General features: G+C 41.8%; 20 protein-coding genes and 1 pseudogene. 3 read left to right on the top strand and 18 right to left on the bottom strand.

From position 1 onward, the window contains the following. Nucleotides 1–4: 4 nt before the first annotated feature. The 16 genes and pseudogenes from H571_RS0113050 to abiEi all read right to left on the bottom strand — a co-directional run bounded on the left by H571_RS0113050 (nt 5) and on the right by abiEi (nt 14918). Nucleotides 5–994 carry an FAD-binding oxidoreductase gene (locus tag H571_RS0113050; RefSeq protein WP_027849694.1) on the bottom strand — a complete coding sequence of 330 codons (990 nt, stop codon included), beginning with the start codon at nt 992–994 and terminating at the stop codon, nt 5–7. Then, entirely contained in the window at nt 991–2703 is a 1713-nt protein-coding gene (locus H571_RS0113045) for a hypothetical protein (protein WP_027849693.1), read from the bottom strand. Before H571_RS0113045 ends, H571_RS0113050 begins: the two co-directional genes overlap by 4 nt. 196 nt (nt 2704–2899) lie before the next feature. After that, nucleotides 2900–3235: a MarR family EPS-associated transcriptional regulator gene (locus H571_RS0113040; RefSeq protein ID WP_027849692.1), complete on the bottom strand. Its 336-nt coding sequence runs from the start codon at nt 3233–3235 to the stop codon at nt 2900–2902. Nucleotides 3236–3455: 220 nt separating this feature from the next. Then, nucleotides 3456–3824 (bottom strand): hypothetical protein, encoded by a 369-nt coding sequence (locus H571_RS0113035; protein ID WP_027849691.1) that lies wholly within the window; start codon nt 3822–3824, stop codon nt 3456–3458. Beyond that, nucleotides 3821–4936, bottom strand: a complete 1116-nt coding sequence (locus tag H571_RS15260) for a hypothetical protein (protein WP_051168344.1) — start codon at nt 4934–4936, stop codon at nt 3821–3823. The genes H571_RS0113035 and H571_RS15260 overlap by 4 nt, the downstream gene beginning before the upstream one ends. Nucleotides 4937–5033: 97 nt before the next feature. Continuing rightward, nucleotides 5034–5165 (bottom strand): annotated as a pseudogene (locus H571_RS15865) (NAD-dependent epimerase/dehydratase family protein); the annotation flags it as partial. Between the two features lie 121 nt (nt 5166–5286). Then, entirely contained in the window at nt 5287–6102 is an 816-nt protein-coding gene (locus tag H571_RS0113020; RefSeq protein ID WP_027849690.1) for a GumC domain-containing protein, read from the bottom strand. Between the two features lie 88 nt (nt 6103–6190). Further along, complete coding sequence (gene traF / locus H571_RS0113015; RefSeq protein ID WP_027849689.1) at nt 6191–7837, bottom strand: conjugal transfer protein TraF; 1647 nt, start codon at nt 7835–7837, stop codon at nt 6191–6193. A 23-nt stretch (nt 7838–7860) separates the two neighbouring features. Then, nucleotides 7861–8910, bottom strand: coding sequence for a tetraacyldisaccharide 4'-kinase (lpxK, locus tag H571_RS15255; RefSeq protein WP_051168343.1), 1050 nt, complete (start codon nt 8908–8910; stop codon nt 7861–7863). Continuing rightward, nucleotides 8910–10676 (bottom strand): lipid A export permease/ATP-binding protein MsbA, encoded by a 1767-nt coding sequence (gene msbA, locus H571_RS0113005; RefSeq protein WP_084482848.1) that lies wholly within the window; start codon nt 10674–10676, stop codon nt 8910–8912. The genes lpxK and msbA overlap by 1 nt, the downstream gene beginning before the upstream one ends. Nucleotides 10677–10704: 28 nt before the next feature. Next, the gene (locus tag H571_RS0113000) at nt 10705–11103 is read right to left on the bottom strand and encodes an ExbD/TolR family protein (protein WP_027849687.1); all 399 of its coding nucleotides are present in this window, start codon (nt 11101–11103) and stop codon (nt 10705–10707) included. Nucleotides 11104–11166: 63 nt separating this feature from the next. Continuing rightward, entirely contained in the window at nt 11167–11790 is a 624-nt protein-coding gene (locus H571_RS0112995; protein ID WP_027849686.1) for a DUF4276 family protein, read from the bottom strand. Further along, nucleotides 11784–12890, bottom strand: coding sequence for an AAA family ATPase (locus H571_RS0112990; protein WP_027849685.1), 1107 nt, complete (start codon nt 12888–12890; stop codon nt 11784–11786). Before H571_RS0112990 ends, H571_RS0112995 begins: the two co-directional genes overlap by 7 nt. A gap of 21 nt (nt 12891–12911) precedes the next feature. Further along, complete coding sequence (locus H571_RS0112985) at nt 12912–13460, bottom strand: MotA/TolQ/ExbB proton channel family protein (protein WP_027849684.1); 549 nt, start codon at nt 13458–13460, stop codon at nt 12912–12914. Between the two features lie 41 nt (nt 13461–13501). Continuing rightward, nucleotides 13502–14392 carry a nucleotidyl transferase AbiEii/AbiGii toxin family protein gene (locus tag H571_RS0112980; RefSeq protein WP_027849683.1) on the bottom strand — a complete coding sequence of 297 codons (891 nt, stop codon included), beginning with the start codon at nt 14390–14392 and terminating at the stop codon, nt 13502–13504. After that, nucleotides 14385–14918 (bottom strand): type IV toxin-antitoxin system AbiEi family antitoxin, encoded by a 534-nt coding sequence (gene abiEi, locus H571_RS0112975; protein WP_027849682.1) that lies wholly within the window; start codon nt 14916–14918, stop codon nt 14385–14387. The genes H571_RS0112980 and abiEi overlap by 8 nt, the downstream gene beginning before the upstream one ends. A gap of 152 nt (nt 14919–15070) precedes the next feature. Here abiEi and H571_RS0112965 point away from each other — a divergent pair, with 152 nt between their 5' ends. Beyond that, entirely contained in the window at nt 15071–15301 is a 231-nt protein-coding gene (locus H571_RS0112965) for a TA system antitoxin ParD family protein (protein WP_027849681.1), read from the top strand. Further along, entirely contained in the window at nt 15276–15602 is a 327-nt protein-coding gene (locus H571_RS0112960) for a type II toxin-antitoxin system RelE/ParE family toxin (protein ID WP_027849680.1), read from the top strand. The genes H571_RS0112965 and H571_RS0112960 overlap by 26 nt, the downstream gene beginning before the upstream one ends. A 55-nt stretch (nt 15603–15657) precedes the next feature. Here H571_RS0112960 and H571_RS0112955 read toward each other — a convergent pair whose 3' ends face one another. Beyond that, nucleotides 15658–17898: a DNA internalization-related competence protein ComEC/Rec2 gene (locus H571_RS0112955; protein WP_169445779.1), complete on the bottom strand. Its 2241-nt coding sequence runs from the start codon at nt 17896–17898 to the stop codon at nt 15658–15660. A 72-nt stretch (nt 17899–17970) separates the two neighbouring features. Between H571_RS0112955 and H571_RS15250 the strand changes: the two genes are divergently transcribed. Beyond that, nucleotides 17971–18522: a DUF2062 domain-containing protein gene (locus H571_RS15250; protein ID WP_051168342.1), complete on the top strand. Its 552-nt coding sequence runs from the start codon at nt 17971–17973 to the stop codon at nt 18520–18522. On the opposite strand, the gene lolD is transcribed toward H571_RS15250, so the two are convergent. Beyond that, nucleotides 18519–19229 carry a lipoprotein-releasing ABC transporter ATP-binding protein LolD gene (gene lolD, locus H571_RS0112945; RefSeq protein WP_036218241.1) on the bottom strand — a complete coding sequence of 237 codons (711 nt, stop codon included), beginning with the start codon at nt 19227–19229 and terminating at the stop codon, nt 18519–18521. The two genes, H571_RS15250 and lolD, sit on opposite strands and share 4 nt — an antisense overlap. Nucleotides 19230–19244: the final 15 nt, after the last annotated feature.

Below are 19244 nucleotides of genomic sequence, written 5' to 3'. Positions count from 1 at the left end.
TTAATTAGTTGCTGCTTACAAAAGCATCTGAATAAAAGTCTTTTTCGTTTAAGCCATTTTGTGTTAAAAGCAGTTTTGCAGACTGAGTCATCCTATCTGAACCGCATGCATAAACAATACTTTCTGTTAAATTAATTGAATTTCTTAATACAATTTCTTGAACATAACCTTTTTCACCTTGCCATGAGTCTTCTGCCCTTGATAGCACAGGGATAAACTTTAGCAGGAGATTTTTAAAAACTGGTTGCCAATAGATATCTTGCTGAGTACGACCGCCCCATATTAAGTAAATATTCTTGAACTGTTGTGTTTCGTATTGTTCAAGTTTTTCTAAAATGGCTTTAATGGGGGCTATTCCTGTACCTGTAGCAATTAAAATAAGGTTTTGTGCAGCTTTATCTCGTAAATAAAAAGTACCTAAGGGGCCTTCTAAACGTAAAAGATCATTTACCTTGGCTTGGTTAAACCAATAGTCACTCATTTCACCATTTTCAACTTTTCGTATATTTAAAATTATCTTTTTATCGTTTCTTGGAGCATTGGCAATTGAGTAGCTACGCCTTAAACCCTTTGCACCAATCACATCAATATATTGCCCTGGTAAATATTCTAAAGTGTTATTAGGTGGTGTTCGCAATGTTACTTCTAAAACGTCATTATTAAGCTTGGTTATTTTATTAACTCTACAAGGTAGTGTTTTTATTTCTATGTTTGCTAATTCTGCCTGATCTTCTATATCCAGTGTTATGTCAGTTATGGCAGTTCGACAGCAAGTTAGAATGAGTCCTTTTTCTTTTTCATCATCTGTTAACGACACTTCCTCTTTGATTGCTTTCGTATCGCCGCTGAGCACACTAGCTTTGCATACTCCGCATCGTCCAGTTCGGCAACTGTGTTCTAAAACTAGGTTTTGTCTAGATGCAGCAGTTAGGATAATTTCATTAATATTTGACTGAATTTTTTTTTTGTTTGAGAGGGTTATTAGTTTATTCATAAGCCACCTTCCAGCTTTGAACTTATTTTCTGTAAGCCTTCTTTACCCTTTTCGCTTGAGTACATTTCTAGGGCAACTGCTGGTAATAGGGTGTTAAATACTTCTAGGCATTGAGTCATTTTAAATAGGTAAGTCAGTGATTTTTTTGCAGAATCATTATTGCGTATTTTAAATTTATGCCAAGTGCTAGCTCTGCGTTGTGGGCCGGTGGTATTTACATAACGTTCGACTATTTCATCTACTAGGGCGGGTGTTTTTGGGCAGCCTATTAAGCAGTGTTCTATGCCTTTGTGCACGGTGTTTTCCATTATTTTAGCGGAGCGGTTGGCGTACACATTGGCCACCACCATATAGGCGATAAAAATACCTACCAGTGATGCGACTCCTACGCCAGTTAACAGTGGGAAGGAAAATGCATAAGGGGTTACGCCTGTGCCTTTGTCAGCTAGGAATACAAATAGACCCCAAAGTACCATAACCACTGAGAAGAGGAACATCAGCATTTGTACTATGACGTTGGTGTTGGAGTCAAAGTCTTCGCGCAGTTGTGAAATACCTTTGTCTAAACGTGCAATGGAGTTGCTAACGACTTTCATGCGTTCGTTGTAGGCTTCAAAGCTTTTTAGTACTAGCTGGTGAATACTTTTAAAATATTCCTGTTCGCCGGTTTGGGCGTTGCTGGCGTTAAAGTGAAGGCGTTCGTAGCGTTCTTGCATGGAGCCAAATTCTTTATCTAACCGGGTAGTAATTTGGCTTTCTAAAGCGGTTATTTGCGCATTTACTTCTAGCAGGTTAAAAAATAGGTGCGAAGTGTGACTGCGGTTGACTAATGAAAACTTGGGTGAAATAGAAAATAGTGAGCGTATTTTCACCCATTGCTCTTGCATAATATCAACCAAGTCGCTTAAAAAATCGATGCGTTCATAAGTGCTTTTTAGGCTTTCTTCTAGGGCGCGGGTGCGTGAAAAGAAGGCCGCTTCGGTTTGAATAATATTGTAAAACTGACTGCGTTGGGTATCTGGGTTTTGACCATCTTGTAGGCTTTCTAACTGGGTGGTTAGGGCGAGTATGGAGCGTTGTTCGCGCACAAAGCTAGAGTTGCCTTCGCTGGTGTGTTTTCTGGCTGTGGCTGTAGAGTAGGCAATTTTGTAGTGTCTTATATAGCCTTCGCCTTGATGTTGGTTAACGTAGCTATCGAGTAGGTTTTGGCTGGCTTCTTCGCCTAAGTCATATACTGGGGTGATGGACTGATAGCGTAGTAGCTCTTTAAACTGTTCTACTTTGGCGGTTACATGAAAGTCAAAGCTTAGGTATTCGGAGAAGTTGTTATTAAGGAGTTCTAGCAGTTCATCTTGCTGTTGGTTTAGTTCTTGGTCACTGGCTGGTGCTTTGGGTGTTTCTATTAAAAAGAAGAAGAACACTGTGTTTTCGTAACGGGTAAAGCGTACTGAAATGTCTTTAATTTGAAAGCTTGGGCTTAGCTGAATATCAAGGGCTTTGGTGTTTCTTAAATGGTAGAAAGCATTGAAAGCGGTACGAAAAAAACGACTGGCCTGGATGTGTTGGCCGTCTTTGTCTTGAAAAACTTCCGCTTGGTTTATGCAGTCTGTTTGTGCAGGGTTTAGCTGTAGAATTTTAGCTAAATAGCCTAGCCATTCTTCAGGCTGTTCAGGTAGGGTTTTTATTGTAGCTGAGCAGATGTATTTCATTTTTAGTCCGTTAAAGAGCACAGAAAACTTGGGTAGTTAAATAACTAAGAATGGTTTTGCCACTAAATCCACTAAAGGCACGAAAACAAGGGCTTACATTGGTTAATTTTTGCTTAAACACGCTACCGCCCTAAGGATATGTGCTTTTCCCTAAGAGCTGGTGCTGCTTTATATGGTTTTGAATGGGTGTTGCTGTTTATTTAGCTGCTAGTTGGTCTTCTTCTGCTAGCTGGCGTAGTTTTTCTAGTTCTTCTGAAAGCTGTTGGTATTCTACTTCTTTACGGCGTAGGAAGTTTAGCGTTATAGCAGCCTTTTCTCTTAAGCCTTTGGGGGTTAGCTGGTAAAGGTAAGCTCTTTTATTAGAGCTTTTACAAAAACGCCCCATTTTCATCCAGCCTTTTTCTGCTAAGGCTTGTAGGTGAAAATTAGTACGGCCTAGGCTAAGCCCCAACTCTTTGGCTAGCTCACGCTGGGTGATGCTTTGGTTGTTTTCTAAGATGCGCATAATACGCAGCTGGGTATCATTTACCATGGTTTTGTCGCTTAGTTGTTTCGCAAGGTTGAAGATATTGAACTAAGTAGAAGGGGATTACAAGGCTAGTTATGGATTGCTTCACTACGAGAAGCGATGTGACGTGGCAGTCTAGGGTAATGATGATATCGCTGGGCAAATAGCTTTAGTGGTATTCATTAGTAAATAAGTGTAAAGCGCTTCAAGAAGACTGGTTTTGGACATGGGGGCATCTGATTCATTAGTTTTTATAAATCCAATCTCTTTTCTCCGCATAGGACTTAAGTTTTTTTGATTTTTTATTAATCTGGCCATTCGACAAGTCACTAAAATCAATAGAGCAGTGTTCTGGGTAGGGTGTTCCATCTTCAATGACGTTAAGTGTTTCACTGGTGCATTCTTGGTAAGAAACTGCCATAACACCTGCCGACTGACATTGTGGGTTTTCGATAAATCTTGCCCAAGCTTCTGCAGCGCTTATTTTGTCGCCATTATCAACAGACAGTAGTTTTTCATCTTTTGGAGTTGGGCGGAATGCTTGTGAAGTTATTTTGTCTTGCTGCATGAATGCTGGATGAATTTGACGTAATAATAAGGTGTTGTTGTTCATGCCTGCTCCTTATTAAAGCCTTCTAGCATTTCATTCAGTGTTTGCCAGTCATTGTGCTCTGCAAGATTAAGGTTAAGCTCTTTTTCTTCATCACTTTGTAAGTTTAAGGCATGAAGTTCAGCTGATAAATTCGATAATTCAATTTCTAAGCTTATATCCCAATCCTTTATAAGCCATTCAGCTTGTAGACCACCTTCTGCCGTTGGGTATAAATAAGGTAATGGTAAACTGTCATCATAAAAACTGTAAAAGCTCTCACTAAAACGTTTAGCTTCATCTTTGTCTAAAGCTTTACCTTTACCATTTAGCCAACCATTGTTTAGCAAGCTTAGTTCTTCAAGCCTTGCGTCTATATCTAACGGGTCTAATAATGTTACTTGCTCTAAAGTTTCAAAGGTTTTAATTGAGTTGGCTCTATCTAAAATAGCTACACCTTTCACTTCTATTAAGGCTTTGTTTTCATACCCATCAAAAGCTTCTAAAATAGTATTTTGATATTGTTCTAAATAGCTAGATTTAATTTTATAAGTACTTATTAATTCCAGATCGAAGGTTTGATTGTTTTTATCAACTGCTGAAACATAACCTTTTAAAGTTAAATCTTCACTCCAGCTTTTAACTTTTGAAATTTCTAATAGTTTTTTACGAGTTTTATGGTTAAGTGTTGCTTTACCTTCTGATAAAGAAAACTCAATGCTTTCATCATCTCTTAAGCTACGTCCAAAACGATCAAAATACCGTAAAAGAACAGGGTCTAATAAAACATCCTTACCCTGCTCTACAAGTGCTATTGTTTCAATCACTGTGTCTTTAGCTTGATTAAAATACACTTCTTCTATTGATGGCACTAACGCAGCCGTTGCCAAATGGCTACTTAGAGTTAAGGCTAAAATTGCGCTACCTTCATCAACAGCTGCTAGGTTGATTGAAATATTTTTACCAAAGCCTTTGGGTAGTCTTTTACGGTCAGGAAACTCTGCAAAGTAATTACGCTTAGCAATTTCTAATAGCATTTCTTCAAAAGCTGAAAAGTCTTTTAGCAGGTCAAGCGGTACTGTATGGGCAGCAAAACGCTTGCCAACCAGTTTAGGTCGTAAAAAAACGTTATCCATTGCCCCCTCCTAAATAATTAGTCTTGTACAAATGACTTAAGCACAATACATACAAGCAGTCTAACAAAAATTAGTCCGTGCCAACCCGCCCTTCTTCTAGTAGGTTTTCTAAATTGCCTGCATAGGTGAGTTTGTCTAGGTTCACAACACTGTCTTGGGTGTTGTTAATAATATGGCGAATAACCGCAGAGCCAATAAAGCCTGCGCCGCCAGTAACAAGAATTTTCATTGGGTTTCTGCTGATGATAGTTATTAATTAATCACAAATTAGACACGCTACCGCCCGGAGGTTTTAGGCCAGTCCTCGGGGCGGTGTTGCTTAGATTTTTAATAATGCTTGGTGGTAATAGTTATTCTGTTTCTTCTTGAAGGCTTTTACGAACCTGGCTGGCAAACTCTGCAAAAAAGGCTGCCATAATACCTAATATTCCACCTAGCACTATACCTAAAGCCAATACCAGTGAGCCGCTTAGCTTTTTAAGTTTTGCTCTTTCATCTTGTGCTGAAAGCTGAATTAGCTTGCCTTCTTTTAATTCAATAAGCGCATCTTCTAATTCAAACAGCCTTTGTGTTTGGGTAGCTATCTGCTGTTCTTGCGCTGTAGATTGATTGCTGTTTTTAGCTAAGTCTTCTAACAAGCTTTTAATTAGGGTTATTTGCTTAGTTAACTTAGTTGTTTCACGCTTAAATGCTGCATCTTGGTCTGCTATCACTTCATTTAAAAGTGCTTGATGTAGCTGTTTGGCTTCATTTTTTTCAGCTTCTAATACAACTGATTTTAAAAGAATAAGGTTAGTACCAGTTGGGTTAGTTACTTCGAATGTAAAAGGTAGTTCACCAAAACCTTTTAGTCCTTTTTCTTGCATATAGTTGCGGCGATAACTAGGCCAATGCATGCTGTTAATTTTTTCTAACACACTGCTAGTGGTTTCTAGCTTTTCTGCTGAGTTTTTTTCTGCTAGTTCATAAATACTTATGTAGTTATAAGCTGGGCCAGTTCGGTTAACTAAGGCAAAAGCTAGGGCTAGGGCTACTACTACAAAACCTGTACCTATAACCCACCAGCGGCGTTTTATTAGGGTTTTGGCTAGGTCGACCAAGGAGATTTCATCATCATAGTGTTGGTGCTGTTGGAATTGTGCATCACGAATTTGCGGGGTGTTCATAAAGGTTGCTGTACCTAGACAATTACTTTTACAAAAAAGAGCACACTTTAGTTGTGTGCTCTAGTTTTCCTAGTGTAAAACGCTTAGCTTAGAACTTTTCTTCAAAGCCTAGGCTGAAAGCTACATAGCGTGGGTAGTCTGAGTCATCAAAGCTTGATGTATCAGGTGATACCGCAACATCGAGGTGCATGATACCAAACAAAGTAGCGCCTGCGTGTATTTTGCTTAATTCAGCACCTTTCATGTTTTGGCTATAACCAAAACGCAAACCTGGTAACCAAGCAGACTTAGGGTAGTAGCCAGCTGAAAGGTGTAGGTTTTGGAATTCATCACCCACAAAGTTGGTGGCTGTGCCTAGGGTGTAAGCACCTTGAATCATCCAGTTGCGGTTATCTGTGTAATAAGCGCCTTCTATTACAGCATGGCGGGTTAGTTTTACTGAGTCAGCTACTTTAGTTTTGCCTGCGGCTTCTAAACCCTGTAGTGCGGTTAGTGTACCATCGGTTTTACTTAGGTAGGTATTTAGGTCTGGGTAGTCAAAGCTGGGTTCATTTAGGTTGTAGAAGGTGATACCTGCTTGGTAGTTATCACTGTGCCATAAGAAGCCTAAGTCTAGACCTACACCTGTCGTGGTTGTTGTATTGTCTAAGAAATCTTCGGTAAGCTTGTCACTTGTATCACTATCTTCATTGTTATCATTAGCTTCTGCTTGCAGTGAAACAAAGTTACGCCCCGCTTCTACATTGTAGATATTTAAACGCACACCTGCTTCTAACTGACCGTGTTTATCATTTAGCTCTAACCAGTTGGTTAGGTTAGTGCCATAACCAAAGCCTAAGTGCGTAACAACTGCAGCTTTAATGTCTAGGCCTGAGTCAGTAGTAATAGTCGACTCTGTTTTACTAGTGTCTATAGAGTTAAGCTTTGTTGGGTTGTTTTGTAGGTCTTCAATTACTGTTTTATTTTGTTCAGTCAAAATGCCACTAGCTAGTAGCTTTGCCTTTATGTCTGCAATTTTGTTTGCTGTTGTATCGCTACCATCTACAATCGTTTCAATATCTTTATATGCACCTGCTGCCTTGACTAAATCGATGTCTAATGAGCCTAGGTCTTGATTATTAGTCGTTTTAAAAGTTGTTTTAACTCCTAAAGGACCGCTCAGGAAAGCACCTTTTATTTGAGTACTGGCAGCAGCATTAATACTAAAAGTACCACGTGCTGAATTGCTACGAATTAAGAAGGGCGTTAGTGGTACTTGCAGTTGCCCACCCGCTCTAAATTGCCCGCCTTTTTCTAGGTCGGCAATAATTTCCGTGTTGGCTTTTTTGGCTATGGCTTCGTAATAGTCGGCTTCGGCGGTTGGTGAATTAGCATTAATCGTTGGGTAGCGTGCGGCCAGGTGGTTTTTAGAGCTTTGATTTGAAAAGCTGTCAACTGCATCCATATCATCAACCAAACCATCAACTTTTTTATCTAGGTCGTCTGATTCACCAATTTCAAAGTAACCACCTAGGTTACCTAAATAGCCAAAACGAAATTTGTCGGTTTTATTAACTAATAGGTTGTTACCGGCTGGGTTAAAGCTGCTGGAATGAACGCTGCCTTCATTTATTACGCCACCAATAGTGCCTGAGTAGCCTGCAGCGTTAAGTGATTGGTTAGCTGTAGCAGTTAAGGGTAGCGCTATTGCTGCTACCGCTAGGGCAAGGCGGCTGGGTTTAAGTAGGTTTTTCATGGTAGTTCCTCGGCGGTAGCCTGTTATTTTTTATGTGTACTGCCAGTTGAGTTTACATAACTTTTGTAAATATCTGCAACTTCTTCTTGTAACTGGCAGAGAAATTCTGGGTGCAAATTTGCGGTTACTTCTGCTATCCAGTGCTTTTCGTTCATCCATTCTTGTAACTTTACGGCATCTTTGGCGGTCATGACTAGTGGCTTTTGGTCGAAAGCGGTTAAATGCTGTTGGTTTAGCTCTGCATGGTCTGCTAGGGGGTAGCCGGTTACTTTTAGGTTCAGTTCTTCTAGCTGTTTAAAAAACCTTTGTGGGTTACCTATGGCTGCTAGGGCGTTAATGGCTTCACCTGCTTTAAAGGGGCAGTCTTTTTGCCAGTGACCGTCGCCCCTGCGCCAGCCTGAAAATTCTAAGGTGTAACTTTGCTGGGTATTTTTTAGTGGTAAATTCAGTGGCAAGGTTTGGGTTTGGCAAACTACCCAATCTACTTCACTTAATCTGTGACGTGGTTCACGTAATGGCCCAACAGGTAGGCAATGACCATTACCCATGCCTCTAGCACCATCAATTACGACTAGCTCTATATCTCTAGCTAAACCTAGGTGTTGCAGCCCATCGTCGGCAATAATTAAATCGCAACCTTCTTCTTTTACTAATAAATTAGCGGCGGTGGCTCGGTTAGGGTCTACTGCTAGGGGCAGTTTGGTTTGCTGGGCTAGCATTAGGGGTTCGTCCCCAACTTCTTTAGGGTTGCTATAGCTGGTAACTCGCTGTGGGTAGTGTTTGGCTTTGCCGCCATAACCTCTGCTAACAATGCCCGGCTTATAACCTAGGCCAGCAAAGTGTTTAGCTAGGGCAGCAACTAGGGGGGATTTGCCGCTACCGCCTACATGAATATTGCCCACTATTATGACTGGCACACCTGGATGATGGCTGGTTTTTTTACCGCTTTTGTAGGCTTGTTGGTGGCGATTAAAAAGCTTTAGGTAGAGTTTTTCTAAGGGTAATAACCATTTTAAGCCACCGGGTTCAGTGGCATACCAATGTTTTTCTACCCAGGCTTGTAGTTTGTTCATTACAGATTAGTGACCTGTTCATGAAATTGCATTTGGTGTAATTGTGCATAGGCACCGTTTTTAGCTAATAGCGCTTGATGACTGCCCTCTTCAACTATTTCACCTTTATCAATCACTAGAATGCGGTCGGCCTGTTCTATGGTTGAAAGGCGGTGTGCGATTACAAAGGTGGTGCGATTTTTGGTTACTTCTTGCAAAGCTTGCTGAATATAGCGTTCTGATTCGGTATCTAGGGCTGAAGTGGCTTCATCTAAAATTAAAATGGGTGCGTCTTTCATTATTGCTCGGGCTATGGCAATTCTTTGGCGCTGACCACCAGAAAAAAGTACACCGTTATCACCCACTAGGGTATTTAAACCTTGGGGTAGTTTTTCTGCAAAATCCATTACATAGGCGGCTTTTGCAGCGGCTTCTATGGCTTGGGGGTTGGGGTTTTTTATGCCATAGGCGATATTTGCGGCTAGGGTGTCGTTAAAAAGGGTTACCTGCTGGGTTACTAGGGCAATTTGTTCGCGCAGGCTGGCTAGGGTGAGTTCTGTTATGGGAATTCCATCTAGCAGCACTTCCCCTTCGGTAGCGTTGTAAAAACGTGGAATTAGGCTGGCTAGGGTTGATTTACCACCCCCTGAACGGCCTACCAGCGCAATCATTTCACCCGCTTGGGCTGTGAAGTTTATTTTATTTAGCGCTAGGGGTGAGTCTTCACTATAGCGAAAGCTAACCTTGTTAAAGCTAACTTCTCCTTTGGTACGTTCAAGGGTTTTGGTGCCTTGGTCTTCTTCTTCTGGCGCATCTAGGTAGTTAAACACATCCATCGCGGCAGCTAGGCCTTGTTGAATGGTGTTGTTAATTTCGGTGAGTTGGCGCAGGGGTTTGGCCATTAAAGAGGCGGCGGTTAGAAAGGCAATAAATTCACCTGGGGTCATTTCGCCCATTAAATTTGGCGATAGGGCTAACCAAACTAAAATACCCAAGGCTAGGGCAACGATTGTTTGCACTACTGGGGTGCTAATGGCTTTGGTGAGTGCCATTTTCATGGCTTGGGTGCGGTTGTATTGGCTGGCTTTTACAAAGCGTTGAAACTCAAAATCTTTGCCGCCAAAGCTACGCACTACTCGGTAGCCTTGTAGGGTTTCTGAGGCAACGTGGGTTACATCGCCCATGGAGTTTTGTATGCGGTGGCTTATTTTACGAAAACGTTTGCTAGCGTAGCTAACCACTAAACCGATGATGGGCGAAACCGCAACAAAAACCAGGGCTAGCTTCCAGTTCACCCATAATAAATAGCCCATTAAACCAATAACTAAAAGCCCTTCCCTTAGTAGCACGGTAACCGCATTGGTGGCTGCGCCAGTGACTTGTTCTACATTAAAGGTGAGGCGTGAAACTAGATGACCGGTGGAATGCTGGTCGTAAAAGCGGGCGGGTAAAACTAAAAAGCGTTTGAATAAATCTAGCCTTAGGTAGTGCACTAGTTGTCTGGCGACATAGCTCATAAAATAAGTGCCTAAAAAAGTACCTACCCCTCGTAAAACAAATATTCCTACCACTAATAAGGGAAAAAATAGGCGCTTTTCATTCATGCCTTCTTGTATGGAATCGATTAGCAGCTTCATTACCTGAGCAAAGGCGGTGCTGGAGCCAGCGTAAATTGCGTAACCAATAACACTAAGAATAAATGCACCCCAATAGAGGCGAACGTAGGCTAATAAACGTAAGTAAGCTTGTATGCCCTTGGCTGGTGTTTTGCTGGTTGGTTGGTTCACTGGTATCTCTTATTGTCTGTTGCTGAATTTATAGCGGTTGGGTGGCTAGTCTAACCTTTTCGACTCCTAGCCGTCTTGCTAAGTCTAGCGCTGAAACAAGCTGCTGGTGTTCGGTGGTACTTTCAGCTTGAATTAACAAGGCTTCTAGCGCTGGTTGTTGGGCTAGCTCGGCTTCTAGGGCTTTAAGGCTGGTTTGTTCTTGTTCATTGAATAGGATACGCCCATCGGCAAATAAACTAAGCACGCTAACCTGCGGCAGAGGGTCGCGCTGGGGTTCTGCTGTACTTGCCGTGGGTAGGTTTAGGCTGATTTGCTGGTTGGGAAAGGTGGTGCTAACCATAAAAAAGATTAATAGCAAAAACACCACGTCGATAAGTGGCGTTATGTTTACATCGGCAGGCTCTAAGGATTGACGCTTAAATTGCATAGTTGTTGGTACTCTGGGTTAAAGCTTTTAGCCACGGACTACACGGATGAAACACGGACAAGTCTATAAGTGCTGATTATTTTCTAGTGCTTCTAAGCTATCTAACCATTGATCAAATCCTTCACACTTTTCTCTTAGCTGCGCTATTCCAATTTGTTTAGCGATATTAGGACCATGTGTGGTTTTTCGGTAGTTAGTATTGTTTTCTAAGCGTTTAGAGGGTGCAGTTTGTGGTGAGTCATTTATTTTTTCTGGGTCATGTCCAAACTGGCTTAATATTTCGCTAGCCCAGCTTTCAACATCTGCATCTGAGTTTAATTGATTAAGAGATGCGTGCATTGCTGTTGGACTGGTAAAAAGTAGCCCTTCAAACTCATACATTTGCACATAAGGCACAAGCTTGGCTTGAATACTTTTATGTGCATGATTAAACATTTTTTGTTCTAGTGAGCCTTTTGTATCTTCTTGTAGCTTACCTTTGAAACCGTAAAAATCATAAAAAGTAGTTACATAGTCAAAACTATTAGCCATTTTTTTTAGCTCGCTTTTTACTCTATCTAACTTAACGTCACCACCCATTGAGATAGGTGTTACATAAATTTGCTTTTGAACTAGGTAGGGCGACAGAACCATTTCCACAAAGCGTTCTTCGGTTGTACCTTCAACAGAAATGCCTATTCTTACCATTCTGGCCGCCCTCCAATTAGGTTTTTCATCCATAAGTCACCCATACCGTAGTCTTCTAACCATTCTTGTAACTGATCTTTCTCAAGCCTAGCAAATTTGGATACACCCTTTTTTTGGTCAACTACAATAAAACTTTTTGGCTCAAAGAAGTTAGCAAAAGTAACGGACTGAGTTGAACAAATGACCTGTGTTTTTTTAGCGGTAACCTCTATTATTTCTGCCAGCACTTCTAATGCTGCTGGGTGTAAGCCAAGCTCAGGTTCGTCTAAAACAATTGTGTTAGGTCTTAACTCTTCTGGCTGTAAAAATAGTGTAGCTAAGCAGATAAAACGGGCTGTACCATCTGAGAGCTGGTTAGCAGAGAATGGAGTATCATGATCGCGGTGCATCCAGCGCAATAATATTGATTCATCACCTTTTTGCCCTTGTGGCACTAGGTAGAAATCGTGAAAAAATGGTGCAACAGTTTGTATAGCTGCAAGTATTTCTTGATAGTTGGCTGGGTAACTTTGCTTAAGTAGGTATAAAAATGGGCCTAAGTTAGCAGCATCATTCAGTAGATAGGTGTTTAAACTAAGTTTTTGTGCTTGTTTGAATGCAGCTGTTGGACTGGTGTCGTGAAAATGATAAACACGGCATTGACTTAGATATTCTCGGGTGTATTTTCTTACATGAACGCTATCTGCTTCACCGTCTGGCAATAAACCACTTTCACCCAGTTTTCCTTTTATTTGAAACGCTTTTAGTGAGCCAGTAAAAGTACAAAACTCTTGCTGAAAAACTAAGGTATCGTTTGCCACACCATGAACAAAGTCAACATGGTATCCGTTATCACCCACGTCTAATTTTAGACTTATAACTTCTGTTTTTTTAGCGCCAAAGTGGAAAAAGGTATTAGCAAAACCATTTTTTTCAATATAGGTTTGCAGCTTGCCTTCAGATAAGTGCCGTAAAAATGAAAACAGAGAAATAAAGTTGGATTTCCCTGAACCATTGGCACCAATAAGAATGTTGATTGGGTTCATTTTTAAATCTAAGTCAGCGATAGACTTAAAGCCATTTACTTGAACACGCTTCAGGTGGTTTTTTAGATTAGTCATAATTAGCTAGGTTAACACGGCCTAAGGATTGACGCTTAAATTGCATAGTTCTGTGCCTGGTGCAAGTTGGTCTAGTGTTTTTTGGGCTTGGGTTTCTAAAATAACCACTAAGTCCCCTACCCTTCTTATAAAGTAGCGGTGCATTACAACGCTGGGTATGGCAATGCTTAAACCTGTGGCGGTGGTAATTAGTGCTAGGGAAATCCCCCCCGCTAATTGTTGGGCGTTGCCTGCGGCTAAGTCTAGCTGTTGGAAAACATCAATCATACCAACCACTGTACCGAGTAAACCTAATAAGGGGGTAATACTGGCAATGGTACCCAGTGGGCTAAGGTGTTTTTCTAGCTGGTGAACTTCATGAGCGCCAGCGGCTTGCATGGCTTCGCGAATTCTTTGTGCACCTTGGCTTGCGCGGCTTATGCCTGCTTGTTCTATGCGCTGTATAGCCTGGGGAAGTATGCGGTTAGTACGCAGTACCCAGAGGCGCTCTAGGATAATGGCTAGGGCAAGAATGGAGCTGAGTAATAGTGGCAGCATTAGCCAACCGCCCGCTTTTATAAATTCAAACACTTGGGTAGCCTTGGTAGAAAATTAAAAGTAGAGTTTAGCAGTTAAAGCCCCATATCAAATGGTTTTTTTGGTTCGCTTAAGCTTATTAATGGTTTTGCTAGGCTAATTATTTCAGCTTGCAAATACGCCCAATAGTCTGGGTTGTCGATGGTTCTCTCTTTTATGTGCATTGGAACAAAACGGCTCATTTCTTTGGTGAAGTCTTGTCGTACCTTATCATCTTTTTCTAGCTTATTTAGCTGACTTGCTAGGGCTTCTTTAAAATCACTGTTAGTCTTTTTTCTTGCATCCAGCTTGCTTTCAATAAGTTCAATGCTTAAACCAACGCCTCTTTGCTTTATCCAAACTAGGTCCCACAAGTCTCGTGGCTTAATACGATTACCACGATAAACAACAGCTATAAACTTGTCGGCCAAAGTTTCTTTTAAGGACTGAACAGATATCAACATACCTTCAGTGGGTAAAACTAGGTTGTAGTGATTAATAAGTGCTCTTTTTTCAATAGCAAAAGATGGAATAGAGCAAACATCAATGTGCATTTTTTGGCGTGGCAAATCAGGGCGGTTAGCTTCTTTTTCTACACTTATTTTCCAAGATGAGGTGTTTCCTTGCTTATCCTCTTTTGGCTTTCTCACCCCTACTTCAGTTTCGTATTTATTTTGTAGGTACTGCTGAATATCAGTGTCTAAACCATTAAAGTCTGCGGGTTTAAAGTTGTGACCACCATTAAAATCTAAGTCTTCTGATAGGCGAGAGCTGTTGTAGCATAAACGAAGTGAGGTTCCGCCTATAAAGGTAAGCGTCTGGATAGCACCGTGTTTAACCATAGCATCTAAAATATCGTGATGAAGAATTTCTTTTTCAATAACGGGTGTTATGGGTGCATAGTCTGGGTTAGCCTTTACTATATTTTGTAAGTGGTTTTTAAGCATCACTTTTCTCCAGCATTTGCAAGTTTCTATTACAGTCTTTTAAGTCTTGTATTGCTTGTGCTGTGTTGGCTCGGTACATTTTTATTTCGCTATCAAAGTACAGGTTAGGCGCAATTTTATGCACCGACTTTTTGGTATGGGTAAACTCAATAACACCATAAGGAGTGGTGAAGGTGCCGCTTCGACCTTTGGTTACAACCGTTACTCTGTCCATAAGCAGTTGCGAAATTTCACCAGTAGAGCTGAGCTGGCTTTCTAAGCTAATGTAGCTTAGCACTTGGCTGCGTAGCTTTTTTATTATTTTATAAATTGCCGTAGTCGGGTCAGGTGGTGTCAGTGTGCTTTCAAATATCCCTTTTGCAACCCTGCGTAGCACCCCTTTTTTTACACAAACAGCTAGAAACTTGGTGAAAGCAGAAGTTTGCTTTTCACCCATCATAAAAGCTAACTCGGCTGTAGTGTGAATACCACCACCAGCTTTTACAGTGTTAGAAAATACAGAGAGGAGTTGCTCAGATTTAGTCATCAAGGTCTACATTAGGTTACTTAATAGGTAATAAACTGTACACCTAGACGATTTGCTAATCAAGAAACTCAAGCAAAAGATTGCTAAATGCAACAATTTGTTGCAAAACACCTTCTGAGTCTTGTTTAAATAGTGAGATCAAGGGAAAAACCATGGCCGTTAGCGTAAGACTAAATAATGAGTTTGTTGCCAATGCTAGAGTTTATGCAGAAGCGGAAAGTCGTTCTTTGCCTAAACAAATAGAATATTGGGAAAAAATTGGGCAGATAATGATTGATAATCCTGACTTATCTTACGAGTTTGTGCGTGAGTCTTTATTAGCAGCGGAAGAAGTCAAACAAGGATTAACTAAGCCTTATGTTAGAAGAACAAAAAAAGATTGATGTTTATGAGTCTCGGTGGTTTGAAAAGGCAATTAGCAAGTTGTCAGAAGCTTTACTCAAAACTGTTGAAGATGAAATAGATGAAATTATTAAAAACCCAAAAATAGGTGAGCAGAAAAAGGGCGATTTAGCTTACCTTAGAGTTCATAAGTTTAAGCTGAGCAATCAATTGGCTCGTTTAGGTTATTCTTGGGTGGAAACTAAGCTAGAAATTTACCTACTTCAACTTGGGTCGCATGAAAACTTCTACAAGAAAATAAAAGACCAACGCAAAATTGATCGTAAACTAATAGACTCTTAAAGAATTTAAGCCACTGATTACACAGATGAATTTGTGGCTAATCAAACAATTAATTTTAAGGTTTGTACCCCAACCCCTGCCATAACGGTGGTTGTTGGTTTTTGTAGTTCACTTCTTTTTTTCGCATATCAAAATGCACTGCGCCGTGGGCTGCGGTGCTGTATTGCATTACTTGGGCTTGCCTTAATTTTTGTACCACGCTTATATGAGGATGGCCGTAGCTGTTGCGCCAGCCGTTGGTATGCACTGCATATTGTGGTGTGGTGGCTTGTAGTAGAGGTAGTCCGGTGGAGGTTTTGCTGCCGTGGTGGCCGGTTATTAAAAGGGTGAGTGGCTGCTGTTGGCCTTGTTGGTTGGTGAGAAGTTGTGGCAGGCTTTGGCTGTAAAAAGCTTCTGCGGTTAGGTCTGCATCACCGGTAAGTAGCAGGCTAATTATGCTGCCTTGGTGCTCTTCTTTAATGAGTAGTACGCAAGAGTCTTTATTGTCTGCTTTGGTTTTCTGCTCTGTTAAAGGTGGCTTGGGTGGCCAGAGTGCAAATACCTGCAACTGCCCCAGTTGCCAGTTTTGTCCTGCATAGCAGTTGTGTTGTTGGGCGCTGTATTCTTGTTGTACCTGCCAATGTTCTTTTATTGCTTGCAGCCCACCGGCGTGGTCTTGGTCATCGTGGCTTATTACTAACTGATTTATTCCCTTGGGTGCTTTGCTGGGTGTTAGCCAAGGTTTTAAGGCGGGTAGCACTGCTGCCCAGCCTGAGTTATAGCTGCGCCCTGTATCATAAAGCAAACGCTCGGTTTTTCCTGCAAGCTGGCTTTCTACTAGCACCGCTGTACCCTGCCCTACATCGAGCACTCTTACCTGCCAGCCTTCTTTTGTGGAATTACTTTGCTGGGGTAAAAAAGCTAGGAATAAACCTAGCCAAGCCCAATGCCTTAGGTGAATTCCTGCTGGTAAAAGGGCTAATAAACCTAAGCCTAAGTAAGCGGGTTGATACATATTAGCCGTGCTAAGTTGCTTAAACTGGCTGGCTTGTTCTAACCCCTTAGCAATGAAGTTGAATAGGCTGGCTAATAACTCTAACGGCAGGTAAAAGTTTAGGCTGCTAAACACTAAACCAATAAGGGTAGCTGGTAGTAAAAACAGACCCACCAAGGGTACTAAGACTAGGTTAATGGGTAGGGATAAAAGGGTAAACCAGCCGCCTTGCCAAACTAAAAAGGGCGTAAAAGCTAGAAGTAGCAATAACTGGACTTTTATTAAGGTTAGTAAGCCTTTACTTACTGTTTTACCATAAAAATCCGCTATTAAAATGGCAACCGCTGCAAAAGAAAGCCAAAACCCTTTGCTTAAGACTATTAAAGGGTTGGCTAGCAGTAAAATAATCAGGGCTAGGCTGTAGGCTAACCAAACACCGAGTTTGCGCCAGCCGCTAAGCATTAATAAGCCTAGCAGTAACATAAGGGCAGACCTTTCTGCGGCTAGCCCCCAACCTGCTAGTTGCGCATAACCCAGAGCAAGGCTAGCGGCTAAGGGTAAAGCTAGGGCTGGTGGCCAGTGGTATTTTGCTGCTAGCCATAATACTAGGCCAGCTAATAGGCCTAAATGTAAACCCGATACCACCCAAAGGTGTAGGGTTCCAGTTTGTTGTAGAAGTTGCCAATCTTCTTGGGTTAGTTGTTGCTTTGCACCCAAACCTAGGGCAACTAAAAAACGCCAGCCTCTTTGTGTTTCTACAGGTTGGTTTTCTATTTGGCTAACAAGTTTATTGCGCCATTGGTTAAGGGGGTTGGCTTTTTTTAGGCGTTTTATTTGGGCTTTTCTGGGTACATAACCACCGGCTAGCTGCCCTGCGGCTAGTTTTCTGCCGGTTGAATCTGCCTGACCAAAGTTTTGTAGGCTACGCAAGGGGCGCAGTCTAGCTTCTAGCTGCCAGTATTCACCCTGCTGGGGTAAGGCTTGGTTTTTACCCTCTGGGGTTTTGGCATACCAGTTAAGGCGTGTTGTTCCTATTTGAATGGCGGTTGCATGGCTTGGGGTTATTTCACCGCTTATTAAGCTGTTATAACTGCTGGGTTGGGTGGTTGAGGGGGCAGTGTCCATTCGCCAAGCTAAAAAAAGAATTAGCCAGCAATAGCCAAAAACTGCTGCACCTATAAAAAAATATTGGCGCTTGACTAGACTTAAACTGATTAGCAGTAGAAGGGTCAAAGCTTCGGTTGGTGGCCATTGACTTAAATAAAGTGCTGTTAAAATGCCAACCAATAACCCTCCTGCTAGAAGTGAAAATTTATAGGGCATTAGTTTCATTTCTATACGAGCTATTTTGGGCTACTATACGCGCACTTTTTAGGGGGAGACTTGGGATAGATCATGCCTCGCAAACTTATAAAACGCTTTATGCCTAAGCCTGAAAAAATTCGGGCGCAAAAGTCTTTAGGCTTTATGGCATCCCACTTGGCTGACCCTGGCTTGTGGACTTTAACCCGTACCAGTGTTTCGGGTGCGTTTAGTTTAGGTTTGTTTGTTGCTTTTATGCCCCTTCCTATGCAAATGCTGGTGGCGGCGTTTTTTGCGGGTTTGTTGCGGGTTAATTTGCCTATTTCAGTTGGTTTAGTTTGGGTGAGTAACCCTTTAACCATGCCTCCTATGTTTTTTGCCAGCTATCGCTTGGGGGCTTGGTTATTGAACCTGCCTATTTCTCGGCATTCAAGTGATGGTACCTTAGATTGGATTCTGACCCATTTTAATCAGGTTTGGCCGCCTTTGTTGTTGGGCTGTGTCATTTTGGGTGCTAGCTTTGCCCTGGTTGCTAATGTGGCGGTGAGGTTGTTGTGGCGCTGGCATGTTTCGCAAAGTTGGAATAGAAGGCAGTCAAGTCGTTTGCTGCCCTCTTCTCCTAAAAAAAATAACCCAGACGATTAAACGGCTAATAGCTGGCCTTGGTCTAGGCGTAAAACGCGGTTTTGCTGCTCTGCTAGTTCTATATCGTGGGTCACTATTACAAAAGCCGTTCCTGAATTTTCTGCTAGTTCCCTAATTAACGCTTGTACCTGAGCGGCTGTTTGCTGATCTAAATTTCCTGTGGGTTCATCTAATAAGACGCAGCTAGGGTTAGTAACTAGGGCTCTGGCTAGGGCGACTCTTTGCCTTTCGCCACCTGAAAGCTCGGCTGGTTTGTGTTCGGCTCTTTTTTCCATATTCACTTTTTTAAGCAGTTCTAAAGCTTGGGCTTTGGCTTGCTTCATGCTTTTACCGGCAATTAAAAGTGGCATAGCTGCGTTTTCTAGGGCGCTAAACTCGGCTAGTAGGTGGTGAAATTGGTAGACAAAACCCAGGTGTTGGTTTCTTAGTTGGCCACGTTGTTTTTGGTTTAGCTGGGCATAGTCTTTTCCTGCCAGTTTTACGCTGCCGCTAGTGGGTAAATCTAGCCCTCCTAGCATATTTAGTAGGGTGGTTTTACCCGAACCTGAACTGCCAATGATGGCTAGTCTGTCGCCTGAAAAAATTTCAAAGTTAATGTTGGCTAACACCTGTACTTTTTGCGGGCCTTCGGTATAAGTTTTGTTCAGTGCTTGGCAACTGAGTACAGCCTGCTCCCTAGGGGATTCTTCTGTGTTAATAGGTGTCATGGTTATATCCTTTTA

Origin of the sequence: Marinospirillum minutulum DSM 6287 (genome assembly GCF_000422325.1) — a bacterium.
Taxonomy (GTDB): domain Bacteria; phylum Pseudomonadota; class Gammaproteobacteria; order Pseudomonadales; family Halomonadaceae; genus Marinospirillum; species Marinospirillum minutulum.
Note: the sequence above shows the minus strand (reverse complement) of the source record. Positions and strands in the feature narration are given on the sequence as shown.

What these genes read in the sequence shown, in the direction of transcription:
- H571_RS0113050 (WP_027849694.1), bottom strand. Translation starts at nt 994, where the DNA reads ATGAATAAACTAATAACCCTCTCAAACAAAAAAAAAATTCAGTCAAAT.
- H571_RS0113045 (WP_027849693.1), bottom strand. Translation starts at nt 2,703, where the DNA reads ATGAAATACATCTGCTCAGCTACAATAAAAACCCTACCTGAACAGCCT.
- H571_RS0113040 (WP_027849692.1), bottom strand. Translation starts at nt 3,235, where the DNA reads ATGGTAAATGATACCCAGCTGCGTATTATGCGCATCTTAGAAAACAAC.
- H571_RS0113035 (WP_027849691.1), bottom strand. Translation starts at nt 3,824, where the DNA reads ATGAACAACAACACCTTATTATTACGTCAAATTCATCCAGCATTCATG.
- H571_RS15260 (WP_051168344.1), bottom strand. Translation starts at nt 4,936, where the DNA reads ATGGATAACGTTTTTTTACGACCTAAACTGGTTGGCAAGCGTTTTGCT.
- H571_RS0113020 (WP_027849690.1), bottom strand. Translation starts at nt 6,102, where the DNA reads ATGAACACCCCGCAAATTCGTGATGCACAATTCCAACAGCACCAACAC.
- traF (WP_027849689.1), bottom strand. Translation starts at nt 7,837, where the DNA reads ATGAAAAACCTACTTAAACCCAGCCGCCTTGCCCTAGCGGTAGCAGCA.
- lpxK (WP_051168343.1), bottom strand. Translation starts at nt 8,910, where the DNA reads ATGAACAAACTACAAGCCTGGGTAGAAAAACATTGGTATGCCACTGAA.
- H571_RS0113000 (WP_027849687.1), bottom strand. Translation starts at nt 11,103, where the DNA reads ATGCAATTTAAGCGTCAATCCTTAGAGCCTGCCGATGTAAACATAACG.
- H571_RS0112995 (WP_027849686.1), bottom strand. Translation starts at nt 11,790, where the DNA reads ATGGTAAGAATAGGCATTTCTGTTGAAGGTACAACCGAAGAACGCTTT.
- H571_RS0112990 (WP_027849685.1), bottom strand. Translation starts at nt 12,890, where the DNA reads ATGACTAATCTAAAAAACCACCTGAAGCGTGTTCAAGTAAATGGCTTT.
- H571_RS0112980 (WP_027849683.1), bottom strand. Translation starts at nt 14,392, where the DNA reads ATGCTTAAAAACCACTTACAAAATATAGTAAAGGCTAACCCAGACTAT.
- abiEi (WP_027849682.1), bottom strand. Translation starts at nt 14,918, where the DNA reads ATGACTAAATCTGAGCAACTCCTCTCTGTATTTTCTAACACTGTAAAA.
- H571_RS0112965 (WP_027849681.1), top strand. Translation starts at nt 15,071, where the DNA reads ATGGCCGTTAGCGTAAGACTAAATAATGAGTTTGTTGCCAATGCTAGA.
- H571_RS0112960 (WP_027849680.1), top strand. Translation starts at nt 15,276, where the DNA reads ATGTTAGAAGAACAAAAAAAGATTGATGTTTATGAGTCTCGGTGGTTT.
- H571_RS0112955 (WP_169445779.1), bottom strand. Translation starts at nt 17,898, where the DNA reads ATGCCCTATAAATTTTCACTTCTAGCAGGAGGGTTATTGGTTGGCATT.
- H571_RS15250 (WP_051168342.1), top strand. Translation starts at nt 17,971, where the DNA reads ATGCCTCGCAAACTTATAAAACGCTTTATGCCTAAGCCTGAAAAAATT.
- lolD (WP_036218241.1), bottom strand. Translation starts at nt 19,229, where the DNA reads ATGACACCTATTAACACAGAAGAATCCCCTAGGGAGCAGGCTGTACTC.